11 protein-coding genes are annotated in these 13,492 nt (G+C 62.3%); 6 read left to right on the top strand and 5 right to left on the bottom strand.

Annotation, left to right across the window (positions count from 1 at the left end):
* Positions 1–23 precede the first annotated feature (23 nt).
* From tal to pgl, 5 genes are all read left to right on the top strand, one after another.
* Entirely contained in the window at positions 24–1,109 is a 1,086-nt protein-coding gene (tal, locus tag JZY06_RS02215; protein ID WP_207118143.1) for a transaldolase, read from the top strand.
* A 259-nt stretch (positions 1,110–1,368) separates the two neighbouring features.
* Positions 1,369–1,677, top strand: a complete 309-nt coding sequence (locus tag JZY06_RS02210) for a hypothetical protein (RefSeq protein ID WP_207118141.1) — start codon at positions 1,369–1,371, stop codon at positions 1,675–1,677.
* Between the two features lie 104 nt (positions 1,678–1,781).
* Positions 1,782–3,314 (top strand): glucose-6-phosphate dehydrogenase, encoded by a 1,533-nt coding sequence (gene zwf, locus JZY06_RS02205; protein WP_207118308.1) that lies wholly within the window; start codon positions 1,782–1,784, stop codon positions 3,312–3,314.
* 107 nt (positions 3,315–3,421) lie between these two features.
* Positions 3,422–4,378, top strand: coding sequence for a glucose-6-phosphate dehydrogenase assembly protein OpcA (locus tag JZY06_RS02200; RefSeq protein WP_207118139.1), 957 nt, complete (start codon positions 3,422–3,424; stop codon positions 4,376–4,378).
* Between the two features lie 103 nt (positions 4,379–4,481).
* A complete protein-coding gene (pgl, locus tag JZY06_RS02195; protein ID WP_207118137.1) occupies positions 4,482–5,213 on the top strand; it encodes a 6-phosphogluconolactonase in 732 nt (243 codons plus the stop codon).
* Between the two features lie 83 nt (positions 5,214–5,296).
* Here the strand turns inward: pgl and JZY06_RS02190 are convergent, their stop codons facing one another.
* Positions 5,297–6,631 carry an MFS transporter gene (locus tag JZY06_RS02190; RefSeq protein ID WP_207118135.1) on the bottom strand — a complete coding sequence of 445 codons (1,335 nt, stop codon included), beginning with the start codon at positions 6,629–6,631 and terminating at the stop codon, positions 5,297–5,299.
* Between the two features lie 103 nt (positions 6,632–6,734).
* On the opposite strand from JZY06_RS02190, the gene JZY06_RS02185 reads away from it, so the two are divergent.
* Positions 6,735–7,439, top strand: coding sequence for a TetR/AcrR family transcriptional regulator (locus tag JZY06_RS02185; protein WP_207118133.1), 705 nt, complete (start codon positions 6,735–6,737; stop codon positions 7,437–7,439).
* A gap of 223 nt (positions 7,440–7,662) precedes the next feature.
* Here the strand turns inward: JZY06_RS02185 and secG are convergent, their stop codons facing one another.
* The 4 genes from secG to JZY06_RS02165 all read right to left on the bottom strand — a co-directional run bounded on the left by secG (position 7,663) and on the right by JZY06_RS02165 (position 13,406).
* Complete coding sequence (secG, locus tag JZY06_RS02180) at positions 7,663–7,899, bottom strand: preprotein translocase subunit SecG (protein WP_207118131.1); 237 nt, start codon at positions 7,897–7,899, stop codon at positions 7,663–7,665.
* Positions 7,900–8,037: 138 nt separating this feature from the next.
* Positions 8,038–10,788, bottom strand: a complete 2,751-nt coding sequence (ppc, locus tag JZY06_RS02175) for a phosphoenolpyruvate carboxylase (RefSeq protein WP_207118129.1) — start codon at positions 10,786–10,788, stop codon at positions 8,038–8,040.
* A 346-nt stretch (positions 10,789–11,134) separates the two neighbouring features.
* A complete protein-coding gene (gene tpiA / locus JZY06_RS02170; protein WP_207118127.1) occupies positions 11,135–11,908 on the bottom strand; it encodes a triose-phosphate isomerase in 774 nt (257 codons plus the stop codon).
* Between the two features lie 283 nt (positions 11,909–12,191).
* On the bottom strand, positions 12,192–13,406 hold the full coding sequence (locus tag JZY06_RS02165; protein WP_207118125.1) for a phosphoglycerate kinase: 1,215 nt from the start codon (positions 13,404–13,406) through the stop codon (positions 12,192–12,194).
* Between the last annotated feature and the right edge of the window lie 86 nt (positions 13,407–13,492).

The following is a 13,492-nucleotide window of genomic DNA, read 5'->3' as shown; positions in this document are numbered from 1 at the left end:
CCAGCAGCAGTAAGGATATTTCCATGACAGCCATTGATGATCTTGCCAAGGCAGGCACCTCCACCTGGTTGGACGACCTGTCCCGCGACCGTCTGACCTCCGGCAATCTCGCCGAACTGATTGAGACCAAATCCATCGTGGGTGTCACCACCAACCCGGCGATCTTCGCCTCCGCCATGAGCAAGGGCAGCGCCTACGACGCCCAGATCAATGAGCTGAAAAAACAGGGTGCCGCGGCAGATGACGCCGTCTACGCCATGGCCATCGACGATGTGCGGCGGGCCTGCGACATCTTCCAGGAGGTCTACCGCAGCTCCGGCGGCAAGGATGGCCGGGTCTCCATCGAGGTGGATCCCCGTATCTCCGAAGACACCGACAAAACCATCGCCCAGGCCCGCGATCTGTGGAAACGGGTCGACCGGCCCAACGCCATGATCAAAATCCCGGCCACCCCCGGATCACTCCCGGCGGTCACCCAGGCCCTGGCGGAGGGAATTTCGGTCAACGTCACCCTGATTTTCTCCGTCGAGTGCTACCGCAAAGTATGGGCCGCGTTTTCCGAGGGTATCCGCCAGGCGAAGGCCAACGGCCTGGATCTGACCGCCATCCACTCGGTGGCGAGCCTGTTTGTCTCCCGGGTTGACACGGAAGTCGACAAAAGGCTCGACGCCATCGGCACCCCGGAGGCGGAAAAACTCAAGGGCACCGCGGGGCTGGCCAACGCCCGCCGCACCTACGCCGCGTTCAAACAGCTCATCGTTGACGACCAGGTTCCCGCCGGGGCCAATATCCAGCGGCCGCTGTGGGCGTCAACCGGGGTGAAGGATCCGGCCTACCCCGCCGACATGTACGTCGTGGAACTGGCCGGCCCCAACACCGTCAACACCATGCCGGAGCCGACCATTGACGCCGCCATCGCAGGTGACAACATCACCGGTGACACCCTGACGCCGAATCTTCGGCAGGCGGAGGAAATCTTCCGCCAACTCGAAGCCGTCGGAATCGACTTCGACGATGTTTTCGCCGTCCTGGAGCGGGAGGGCGTGGAGAAATTCGTCGACTCCTGGAACGGGCTTTTGTCCTCCATGGCCGACCAACTGAAAGCCTGACGGGGTCTTTTCCCCGTTGGCGACGGAGTTTTTCCACCCACCCCGCGTTCCCGCCCGACGGTGAGGCACCTTCGCCGCACCCCGGGCGCCACGCGGGGTTTTTGTCGCCCAACAGAAAATTGACCGGACTGCCCTGCAACCGGCCCCGGGGCGCCGCTAAGATGGTGCCATCTTTAGTTTTTGTTGTCCCCCCGCCGGCCGAGACCGTACGGCGGCTGACATTTCACCACCCCGACACCCAGAAGAAGGTTTCTCCCCCATGCGCCTGTCCCTCGCCGCCGTCGCCCTTGCCACCGCCACCGCCACCGGCCTGACCGCTGCGGCACCTGCGGTGGCCGAGACTCCGCAGCAACCCGCGGTGGTACAGGCTGTCCCGGCCGCCGGTATGCCGGTGCCGCAGCTGGATTTCGATCTGTCACGAATCGCCGTGGTGCCCTCGCTCGTTGCCACCATCCTCGCCTCGGTGGTGGCCACCCTGATCATCAACGACCCCCAGTTCGGTTCCACCGGGGCCAAAGCCGGTGATTCGCTCAGCTCCAACACCTTCATCGACGACACGCCCGCCTAACCCCGGCAGGGGCCACCGGATTGCAGCCGGCCCCATCCCACGACACTGTCCCCTTCTTTTCCCACAGACAAGTAATCGACGTGACAAACACTCTAACCGGCGCCATGGACCGTTCAACCTGGTTCAATCCGCTGCGTGACCCCCAGGACAAGCGGCTTCCCCGTATCGCAGGCCCGTGCGGCATGGTCATTTTCGGTGTCACCGGAGACTTGGCGCGCAAAAAACTTCTGCCCGCTATCTACGATCTGGCCAACCGCGGTCTGCTGCCGGCCGGTTTCACCCTCATCGGTTTCGGCCGCCGCGACTGGGACCATGACGATTTCTGCGACTACGTGAAAAAAGCGGTGGAACACGGCGCCCGCACCGCGTTCCGGGACAATGTGTGGCAGCGCCTGGCCGAAGCCATTATCTTTGTCCGCGGCACCTTCGACGACGACGCTGCCTTCGACACCCTCAACGCCACTGTCGCCGAAGTCGACAACACCCGCGGCACCGCCGGCAACTGGGCGTTTTATCTGTCGATTCCACCGGACTCGTTTTCCCCGGTGTGCCATCAGCTGCAGCGCTCCGGGCTGGCAGAGGCAGCCGACGGCCAGTGGCGGCGGGTGATCATCGAAAAGCCCTTCGGCCATGATCTGGCCTCGGCGAAAGAACTCAACGAAACCGTCAACGCCGTCTTCCCCGAAGACGCGGTTTTCCGCATCGACCACTATCTGGGCAAAGAAACCGTCCAGAACATTATGGCGCTGCGCTTTGCCAACCAGCTGTTCGATCCGCTGTGGACCTCCCACTACGTCGACCATGTGCAAATCACCATGGCCGAGGACATGGGATTGGGTGGCCGGGCCGGCTACTACGACGGTATCGGGGCGGCACGCGATGTCATCCAGAACCACTTGATCCAGCTGTTGGCTTTGACTGCGATGGAAGAACCCATCGAATTCACCCCGTCTGAGCTGCAGGCGGAAAAAATCAAGGTGCTGCGGGCCACCAAACCGGTGCTGCCGCTGGCGAAAACCACCGCCCGCGGCCAGTACACGGCCGGTTGGCAGGGCAGTGAACAGGTGCGCGGTCTGACCGAGGAAGACGGCTTCGATCCGCAATCAACCACCGAAACATTCGCCGCCCTGACCCTGGAGATCAACTCCCGGCGGTGGGCCGGGGTTCCCTTCTATCTGCGCACCGGCAAACGCCTGGGCCGCCGGGTCACCGAAATCGCCCTGGTGTTCAAACAGGCCCCCCACCAGCCCTTCGGTGATGTGATGACCACCGCGCTGGGAAAAAATGCCATGGTCATCAGGGTGCAGCCCGATGAGGGAGTGACCATGCGCTTCGGGTCGAAGGTTCCCGGATCGACCATGGAGGTGCGCGACGTCAACATGGATTTCTCCTATTCGGAAGCCTTCACCGAACAGTCGCCGGAGGCCTATGAGCGGCTGATTCTGGATGCTCTGCTGGATGAATCCAGCCTGTTTCCCACCAACGAGGAAGTGGAGTTGTCGTGGAAAATCCTCGATCCGATTCTCGACTACTGGGCAACGCACGGAAAACCCGAACCCTACAAAGCGGGAACCTGGGGCCCGGAATCGGCCGAAAAAATGCTCTCCCGGGAACACCGGACCTGGCGCAGACCCTAGATCAAGGCGGCCTGTGACCACCCCGCCGGGAGGAATGTTGCCCTCCGCACCACTGGTGATCCAGCCGCTTTCTCCCTAACAGACACAGCAGAAAAACACGACACACCATGATCTTCACACTGTCCGACACAGACACCCGGCAGATCGCCAAGAAGCTGGTCACCATCCGCGAGGCCCACGGCCAGGCGACCACCGGACGGGTGCTCACCCTCATTGTGGTGGCTGATCCCAACGACGATATCGAAGCCATCAGCGGCGCCACCGCCGATGCTTCCCGGGAACATCCCTCCCGTGTGCTGGTGATGGTTCCGGTCGCAGACGAGGCGGACAAACCGTCCCTGGATGCCGAAATCCGGGTTGGCGGGCATGCCGGGGCCACGGAAATGGTGTTGATGACCGTGCGGGGTGGCGCGACCAACCATCTGGCTGCTGTGGTGACTCCGCTTCTTCTTCCCGACACCCCGATTGTGGCCTGGTGGCCGTCAACCGCACCGAAGGATCTCGCCAGTGATCCCATCGGCCGTCTGGCGCAGCGCCGCATCACCGACTGCCAGCACACCGGCGCCACATTGCCGCTGCAAATCCGGCGCGACAACTATGCTCCCGGAGACTCCGACATGGCCTGGTCCCGGATCACCCCGTGGCGTGGGGTCGTCGCCTCCACCCTCGACCAGCCCCCGCACGACGAAATCTCCTCCGCCGCAGTGTGGGGACCCGCCGGTAACCCGTCGGTGTGTCTGGCGGCCGGCTGGCTGGCCGACCGTTTCGGGTTACCGGTGACCCGCCACAATATCGACGGACCGTCCGTACCTGTCGACGACGACGGAAATGAATTGCCCCCGATCCACAAACTGGTGCTGGAACGCAACTGTGGTGCCATCACTGTTGTCGTCACCGACCACCAGACACTGACGGTCACCAATAACGCCACCGGACGCAGTTCCCTGGTTCCGCTCAACCGGCGTTCGGTGGCTGACTGCCTGACAGAAGAGATGCGTCACCTGGCCCCCGACAACGCCTACGCCAAAGCGCTGCGCGCCCTGGGCCGGGTCACACAGCAGTAAAATGCGCGGACTACCGCAGCCTGTTTACTGCCGGTGCCCGCAGGTAGTCGGCGGGTTCGCCCCCGCAGCCGCTTTTTCTAACACAACCCGTCACAGAAAGACCATGATGGACATAATTCGTCTAGCCGACCTCAACGCCCTGACCGACCGTGCCGCAGCGGATTTTCTCACCGTTTTAGCGGCCGCCCGGAACCGGGGTGGTGTCACCGGTGACGGCCGGCTCAAGGTAGTGCTCACCGGCGGCGGCGCCGGGATCATGTTCCTTGAAAAGCTGGCTGGGTTGGCCGCCGACTCCGGACTGGAACTGGATTCCATCGATTTCTTCTTCGGTGATGAGCGCAACGTGGGCGTCGACGACGAGGAATCCAATGAAGGTGCCGCCCGCCGGTGTTTTCTGGACCCTGCCGGGATACCGGAAGACAATATCTTCAGCTGGAATCTTCCCCGGGATGATCTTGCCGCGGCGGCCGCCGACTATGCCCGGCTGATTGACGAACACGCACCGCGTGGCTTTGACCTTCATCTGCTGGGCATGGGCGGGGAAGGCCATATCAACTCGCTGTTCCCCCACACCGCAGCCACCGCTGAGACCACCGTGTTCACGGCCGCGGTCACCGATTCCCCGAAGCCGCCGCCGCAGCGCTGCACCCTGACACTGCCTGCCGTACGCGCCGCGGAACGGGTGTGGCTTCTGGTCGCCGGGGAAAACAAAGCCGACGCAGTCAAACAGCTTGTCGACGGTGCCGACCCCCTTGATCTTCCGGTCGCCGGGGCCACGGGCCGCACCCAGACCAGGATCTATCTTGATCAGGCGGCAGCCGGTCTACTCGATTAGCACCAACACCATCCGCGTGACTGCCAGGGCACTGCCGCACAGCGACCGTGCCCTGGCACTGCTGTATCGCCCACCGCAGTGTGTCACTGCGCCGGTTGCCCGCCGGTACCACTGTTGGCGATGGGCGCCAGGGTCTGCCCCTTCGCCGCTGCTTCCGCCCTTTCTTTCTGCTTGTCGGGCCGCAGCCGCGGATGAAGGTAGGCAAACACGACGGCCGCAACCGCCAGAACAATGACAAAGGTGAATGCCGCCTGCGGATTGATGCTGTAGAGCGCCGTCGAGATCACCGGTGCCACGGCATAGGTGACACCGTTGTTGGAGTTGATGATCCCAGCCAGGGATCCCTGCTCGTCACCGTTCAGATACAGGGTGGGTCCGGCTGTGTAGCCGGTCATCGCCGCACCGGAACCCAGGCCGAACAAAACAACACCGACTGTCAGCAGCACATACGAACCGGTGGGCCACACCATGACCGCCGAGATAGCCATCACCACCAGTCCGCGGCGCAGAATAACCCTCGAGGGCCAGGGCAGTTTCGGCACCAGCACCCCCTGGGTCAGCACCATCGTCACCGCCATCACCGACATGAACACAGCAGTCATGCCCGCGGTTTGTTCCGCCCCCAGACCGAACCGGTCCTGAATCGTGAACCCGAACAGCACCTGCAGGGAAGAAAAAGCCAGAAACAACAGAAAACCGCTGATCAGGTAACACATCACCCGCGGATCGGTGTAGGCGATTTTTTTCGGCTCCAGGTAGCGCCCCCGCGCCGCCACCGGGTGAAAGCCCACGCCCACGTATCCTATGGCGGCCAGCACGATCAGCGGCATGACGACAAGCGGCGCCATCAACCCGAAAAAATACCCGAGTCCCCCACCAACCAACCCACCCACTATGGCCGACAGGCCCTGGGCGGCGCCGATCGCCCCCATCGCCTTCAACCGCTGGGCTTCCGTGGTGGTGTTATCGACCAGATAGGCCTGTGAGGAGGGCGCGACCGCCGAGATTGTCGCACCGTAGGCGACACCGCGGAGAACAGCGATGGCGGCAAACAGCACACCACCGGTGACAAGCCCTGTTGTACCGGCCCAGGCCACCAACCCAAACAGCGCCAGCGACACAGCCGCCCCTGCCAGCGAAAGCATGAGCACCTTTTTCACGCCGATGCGCTGGCTGGTTCTCCCCCACTTCGGTGACAGAAGCGCCAACACCACCGCCGACAAAGAGATCACCGCGCCGATCTGCCAGGCCTTCAGACCCATCGCGCGGGACAAGGGGGCGATGATCGGATTGAGCAGCATCTGCCCCATATAAGCCAGAAACACTGTTGCCAGCACCACGGGTGCCTGCACCCGGGACGGCATACCGGAACCGTTGTCGCGCTCCCGGTCGTTGCCGCTGTCACGCCGCGTATCCATCACTACCAACTTTCTTTTCGACACAGGGCAGCCTTAGCTTTTGGACATCCTCCATACTAGAACTGTGTTCTACCATCGGCAAGAGCTACTACAATGGGCAACCATGGCTGGACAACCGGGACCAACAAGCAGGCGGGCGGGCCTTTCCCCCGATACCGTCATCGATGCCGCCATTTCTTTGGCCCACATCCACGGCATCGATGGCTGGTCGGTCAGGGCACTTGCCGCGGAACTCGACGTGGTGCCGTCCGTGATCTACCACTATTTTTCCACCAAGACCGACCTGATCGATGCCGTCACCGACCGTATCTACGCCTCGGCACAGCTGCCGGATGATTCTCTGGAGTGGAAACAGTGGTTCCGGCAGCTGGCGCACAACCTCCGGCCGGTACTGCTGGACTATCCCGGGCTGGCCGACAGGATGATGCGCGCCCACATGCCGGACTCCGCTTTCAGCACCCTCGATACCGGCCTGAGGAAACTGGAGGACGCCGGATTCGGCGATACGGCGGTGATGGTCTACTCCATGATCCTCAACGTCGCCGTGTCATCGGTGGTGATCCGGGACGCGAAATCACCCAACTATCCCGGCCCCCGCCAGGACATGGATGCCCTGGTCGCGAAACTGGAACCCATGGCCGCCACCAGTGGGCCAATTTCCCGTTTCCTGGACACCTTCGTCGGATTGATCCGCAATGATCAGCAGGCGGCCGAGGACATTTCCACCACCTACTACACAATGACCATCGATGCGGTTTTGGCCGGTGTGGAACAGACCATTCTCACACCGCTGCTGGAACAGCGCTAGCCGTGCGGCTTTTTCCGGGAAGCGGCGCGGCACCAGACAAAATTACCGGGGCGGGTTGCTGGTGGAGCGCCGCTGGGTGTGTCACGGCCAGCGGCGGAGCAGGTGAAAAATACGGCGGGAAAAGATTGGGACACGAAAAACCGGGTCCATCAGGCGCTCACGCCCGGTGGTACCCGGTTGAGATGTGGTCGATGCCGGCGGCCGCGGGGCCGGCTGGTTATTTCTAGGTGGCGTAGGCCTGCAGCAGATTCAGTGCCACAATGCAGGCCAGCCAAATCAGACAGCAGATAATGGTCACGCGGTCGAGGTTTTTCTCGACGACAGTGGAACCGGACAGGTTCGACTGGACGCCACCACCGAACAGGCTCGACAGACCGCCACCCTTGCCCTTGTGGAGCAGGATGAAAATCGTCATGAGCACGGCGGCAATGACCAAAATGATCTGGAGAGCGAGAACCATCGGTGTCCTTCGTTGGTTTTTATTCGTGCGAAAAGTATGTGTTGTTTTCTGTACCGGCCGCAGCGGAATATCACGCTGCCCGGCACAGACACCCGGCCAATTATACATAACCGGCCGGGTGGGTGGACGCGGCGTGTCTTAACCGGAGTTCCGCAGTGCGGTAGCCAGACCGTTCATGGTCAACCGGATGCACGGCCCGACCAGTTCCCCGTCGTCACCGGCGCGGTAACGCCGCAGCATCTCGGCCTGGATGCAGTTCAGCGGCAAAAGATACGGGAAGCGTTTGCGCGCCGAGCGTTCCAGCTCCGGGTTGTCGTCGAGCAGCGTGTAGGACTCGGTGATCTCGTAGAACATCCGCCGGGTCAGTTCGTATTCGTCCCGGATGGTCTCAAACACCCTTGCCTCGACCCCGTCGTCATCGACCAGGCCGGCGTAGAGCTTGGCCAGGGCCATGTCGGCTTTACTCATCACCTGCGCCATATTCGACAGCACCGACCGGAAGAACGGCCAGCGTTCATTGAGTTCCTGCAGTCGGCGCAGCTTGTCCTCATCACCGTCGATCCACTGTTTGAAAGCGGTGCCCACACCGAACCAACCGGGCAACATGACACGGGACTGGGACCAGGCCAGAACCCATGGGATGGCACGCAGGTCACTGACAGTCGAGGTTTGTTTGCGGGTGGCCGGGCGGGAGCCGATATTGAGGCTGCCGATCTCGGCCAGGGGTGTCGACGAAGTGAAGTACGGGATAAAGCCCGGATCGTCGTGAACGAGTTCGGCGTATTTTTTCTGCGACAGCGCCGAAATCTGGCGCATGATCTGGTAAGCCTCTTCCGGCTGTTCCAGGTCGGATACCTCCAGCAGGGATGCTTCCAGGGTGGAGGCAACCAGCGCTTCGAGGTTTCGTCTGGCTGATACGGCAGAGCCGTATTTCGCGGAGATGATCTCCCCTTGTTCGGTCACCCGCACAGATCCGGTGACTGCTCCCTTGGGCTGGGCCAGGATGGCGTCGTAGCTGGGTCCACCGCCACGGCCGACGGTACCGCCGCGGCCATGGAAAAACCGCAGACCCACTCCGGCTTTCTGGGAGGCCTTGACAATCGCCAGCTCCGCGTCGTAGAGCGCCCAGTTGGCTGCGAAATATCCGCCGTCCTTGTTGGAGTCGGAGTATCCGAGCATCACTTCCTGGGTGTTGCCGCGCTGCGCCAGATAGTTGCGGTAGACCGGCTCACCCCACAAGTCCTGGAGAATATCGGCGCCCGCCTGGAGGTCGTCGATGGTTTCAAACAGCGGAATGATGTCGATGCTTCCGGTCGGTTTGTCACCGTTGGGCCGGATGAGGCCGAACTCTTTGAGCAGCACCATCGGCTCGAGCACATCGGTGACCGAGGTGGCCATGGAGATAATGCAGTGCGGCACCATCCGCGGGCCGAACCGGTCGACGGCTTGTTTGGCCGCCTCGATAAGCTTCAGCTCCCGCACCGTCGCCTCGGAGAAATTGTTGTCCCCCACCGGGATCAGTGGCCGGGGGCTGGCCATCTCCGCCAGCAGCAGAGCACGTTTGGCCGTCTCATCAAGATCCCGGTAGCTGGTGGCCACCCCGGCGGCGGCAAACACCTCGTCGAGCACATCCTCGAAGGAGTCCGAGTTCTGGCGGATATCCAGCGAGTACAGGTGGAAACCGAAGGAGAACACCGCGGCGCGCAGGCGGGCCAACCGGTCGTCGGCGATCAGGTCGTCGTGGCTGGCGCGAAGCGACGCGTCGAGCACGTTCAAATCCCTGGTGAACGTCTCCGCATCCGGGTAGGCCTGGTGGTCCTGGTACCAGTTGCCTTCCACGGAATCTTTTCCGATCAACTCGCAGCAGGTTTTCATCATCCGGCCGCGCATACCGTGTACGGCCCGCCGGTAGGGTTCATCGACCCGGGAGGGCACATCGTTGCGGCCCTTGGCGGCCAGGTCGACAAGCTCATCGCTGACCTCGGTCAACCTGTCCGAGAGGGACAATTCGTGTTCCAGGGCATGCAGCTCCCGGATGTAATGGCGCAGCACCGTCTGCGCTGCCCTGGTGGTGGCGTAGTGCAGGGTGTCAGCTGTCACATAAGGGTTGCCGTCATGGTCGCCGCCAATCCAGGAGCCGGGTTTGATGACCGCGGATTTGGGTACCTGCGGGCCGAAACGGTCCCTCAACTCGCGGGACACATCCTGGTTGATCCTGGGAATGGTCTGCAACAGCGACAGTTTGTAGTAGCGCAACCCCACCTCGACTTCGTCTTCGATACGGGGCCGGGCCACACGGACCAGGGCCGTCTGCCACAGCACGGTGATGGTGCGGCGCAGTGCCCTGTCGATTTTCTCCAGCCGAGGGCGGGTGCGGGCGTTTTCCGGCCGACTGAGAATCGAGTGGCGCTCAATCATCAGCCGGGTAATGTCTTTTTGCACGTCGAACACGGTACGTCGCCGGGTTTCGGTGGGGTGTGCCGTCAGCACCGGGGCGATTTCCGCGCCCTCGATCATCCGGGTGACTTCCTCGCCGGAAATATCGGCATTTTTCAGTTTGATCCAGGTTGCCGCCAGTGTGGAATCCTTTGGCATCTCCCCGGCGTCAAGCCCCTTCTGCCGTTCAGATTCGTCGGAAAGGTCCTCGGCCAGGTTGACTAACAGCGCGAAATGGGAGAAAGCCCGGACCACGGGAAGCAGCTGTTCGGTGGGCCGTCCGGCAAGCAGCTCATTGAGGGTCGACAAATCCTCCCCTCCCAGGGAAACGCCGAAAGCGCGGCGCCGGGCCTGCTCGACGAGGGCAAAGATGTCCTCGCCCTCCTGTTCGGCGATCACATTGCCCAAAATCCTGCCCAAATGACGGATGTCTTCACGGAGTTGATCGTTCACGGTGGGTACTTGTAATCCTTCCCCGGACTCCCTGAGCACCTGACGCAACGCACCGGAAACCGAGAATGGCTGAGGCAATTGGCCTGTGGTGCGAAAAGACATCGATGCGCGCTCCCGAAATCGTGCGGGTCCGGTGGGTTATTGAAAATAATATTGAATAGTTGGGTGTGCCGCCACAAGTCTAGGCGAAACCGACGGGCTTGCCCCCGAACAGCACAAACCCCGCCCGGGGCACCTTCGCACGCCGGGCGGGTGTGTTCCCGCTGGTGGGCAGGTTCATCGTCTCCGGTACCGGCCGGTGGTGGCCCGGCCGGTGGAACACATATCCGGAAAAAGATGGGTGGTGTTACTGGGCCGCGTTGGCGACCAGCTTGGCGAAGGCTTCACCGTCCAGGGAAGCACCGCCGACCAGACCACCGTCGACATCGGGTTGGCCGACCAGTTCTGCCACGGAATCGGCCTTGACCGAGCCGCCGTAGAGAATGCGCATGCCGTCGGCGATGCTGTCGCCGGCAATTTCACGGATGGTTTCGCGGATGGCGTGGCAGACTTCCTGCGCGTCGGCGGCCGAGGCAACCTTGCCGGTACCGATGGCCCAGATCGGTTCGTAGGCGATGACGGTGTTTTCCAGGTCCTTGTTGTCCAGGCCTGCCAGGGAGGCTTTCACCTGGGCAGTGACATGGTCGACGTGGGTGCCGGCTTCGCGGATTTCCAGCGGCTCGCCGACACAGACAATCGGTTTCATGCCGTTGTGCAGCGTGGCCTTGGCCTTGGCGGCAACCAGTTCATCGGATTCATTGTGGTAGTCACGGCGTTCGGAGTGGCCGACAACAACCCACGTGCAGCCGAGCTTGGCGAGCATGCCGCCGGCGACCTCACCGGTGTAGGCACCGGATTCGTGCTGGGAGATGTCCTGGGCGCCGTAGGTGACCTTCAGCTTGTCACCCTCGACCAGGGTCTGTACGGAGCGGATGTCGGTGAAGGGGACGATCACGGCCACATCGACCTTGTCGTAGTAGTCCTGGGGCAGGGCGAAAGCCAGCTTCTGCACACAGGAGATGGCCTCCAGGTGGTTGAGGTTCATCTTCCAGTTACCGGCAATAAAGGGGGTGCGTGCCATGGTTCGAAAAGTCCTTTCCGGAGGTTTTCTTCGGTTGTGTCAATTCCGTTTGAACGGTGTGTTGTGACTATCTGGCGGGGCGTGGTGCCCCATGGTGTCGCCCGGGCAGTTGAATCCCGGGGCGGGTGTCATCCCGCTGCCCGATCACGGGCGGCGGGATGACGGTTGCGGCCGCGGCAACGTAGCGTGCACGGCCGGTAAAACCGGGCGCGGAGTGTTTTTCCTTGCGGGCAAAATCCTTCACCCCACACAGTTGTGGGCGCCGCACCCGGTGACGGGTTTTCTAAGCTTCCAGCACGGCCACGCCGGGAAGCTTTTTGCCTTCCAGGAATTCCAGGGAAGCGCCACCGCCGGTGGAGATGTGGGAGAAGCCGTCCTCGTCCAGGCCGAGGGTGCGCACGGAGGCCGCGGAATCGCCGCCGCCGACCACGGAGAAAGCACCGTTGGCAGTGGCTTTGATCATCGCCTCCGCAACACCCTTGGTGCCGGCGGCAAATTTCTCGAACTCGAACACACCCATCGGGCCGTTCCAGAAGATGGTCTTCGCGCTCGACAGACGCTCCTCGAACAGCTCCACCGACTTCGGTCCGATATCCAGGCTCATCCAGCCTTCCGGAATGCCGTCCAGGTCCACGACCTTTGATTCGGCGTTCTTGTCGAACTCGCTGGCGGCGATCAGGTCGACCGGCAGCACGATGGCGTCACCGTAGGTTTCCATCAGCTGCTTGCAGGTGTCGATCATGTCTTCCTGCAGCAGGGACTTCTGGACGTTGTGGCCCTGGGCGGCGAGGAAGGTGTAGCACATGCCGCCGCCGATGATCAGGGCATCGGTCTTCGGTGCCAGGGCTTTGATCACGCCGAGCTTGTCGGAGACCTTGGAGCCGCCGAGAACGACAACGTAGGGCTTGTCCGGATTCTCCGCGACCTTGGCCAGAGTGGAGATTTCCTTGTTGACCAGCTGGCCCGCATAGTGCGGCAGCAGCTTGGCGACATCGTAGACGGATGTCTGGGCACGGTGGACGACACCGAAACCATCAGAAACGAAAGCGCCGTTGTCACCGGTCAAACTGGCCAGCTGGGTGGCGAACTCCTTGCGCTGCTCCTCGTCCTTGGAGGTTTCACGCGGATCGAAGCGAACATTTTCGATGAGCATGACATCGCCATCGTTGAGTCCGTTGGCACGCTCATGGGCGTCCTCGCCGACCACATCGCCGGCCAGAGCCACATACTGGTCGAGACGCTCGGAGAGAGCCTCGGCCACCGGAGCGAGGGAGAACTTCGGGTTGACTTCGCCCTTGGGGCGGCCCAGGTGGGCCATGAGAACAACGCGGGCGCCACCGTCGACCAGGGCCTTGATCGTCGGCAGGGATGCGTCGATACGGCCCGGGTCGGTGATCTCGCCGGCGTCATTGAGCGGAACGTTGAAATCGGAGCGAACCAGCACGTGGCGTCCGGTCACGCCTTCGTCGAGCAGGTCTTTGAGTGTTTTCACGGTCATTGTTGTGGTGTGTCCTAGCTGTCGCGGAACGGGTGCGGAAAAAGCGGTTGGAAAGCACGGGGTGGTGCTTGTTGTTGCGGTGGCGG

The sequence above is a fragment of the Corynebacterium mendelii genome (assembly GCF_017307055.1).
GTDB classification, from domain to species: Bacteria; Actinomycetota; Actinomycetes; order Mycobacteriales; family Mycobacteriaceae; genus Corynebacterium; species Corynebacterium mendelii.
This window is presented reverse-complemented; position numbering and strand designations above follow the sequence as displayed.

Coding starts and splice junctions, on each gene's coding strand:
- JZY06_RS02185 (WP_207118133.1), top strand. CDS start 6,735: ATGGCTGGACAACCGGGACCAACAAGCAGGCGGGCGGGCCTTTCCCCC.
- JZY06_RS02190 (WP_207118135.1), bottom strand. CDS start 6,631: ATGGATACGCGGCGTGACAGCGGCAACGACCGGGAGCGCGACAACGGT.
- pgl (WP_207118137.1), top strand. CDS start 4,482: ATGATGGACATAATTCGTCTAGCCGACCTCAACGCCCTGACCGACCGT.
- JZY06_RS02210 (WP_207118141.1), top strand. CDS start 1,369: ATGCGCCTGTCCCTCGCCGCCGTCGCCCTTGCCACCGCCACCGCCACC.
- zwf (WP_207118308.1), top strand. CDS start 1,782: ATGGACCGTTCAACCTGGTTCAATCCGCTGCGTGACCCCCAGGACAAG.
- JZY06_RS02200 (WP_207118139.1), top strand. CDS start 3,422: ATGATCTTCACACTGTCCGACACAGACACCCGGCAGATCGCCAAGAAG.
- tpiA (WP_207118127.1), bottom strand. CDS start 11,908: ATGGCACGCACCCCCTTTATTGCCGGTAACTGGAAGATGAACCTCAAC.
- JZY06_RS02165 (WP_207118125.1), bottom strand. CDS start 13,406: ATGACCGTGAAAACACTCAAAGACCTGCTCGACGAAGGCGTGACCGGA.
- secG (WP_207118131.1), bottom strand. CDS start 7,899: ATGGTTCTCGCTCTCCAGATCATTTTGGTCATTGCCGCCGTGCTCATG.
- tal (WP_207118143.1), top strand. CDS start 24: ATGACAGCCATTGATGATCTTGCCAAGGCAGGCACCTCCACCTGGTTG.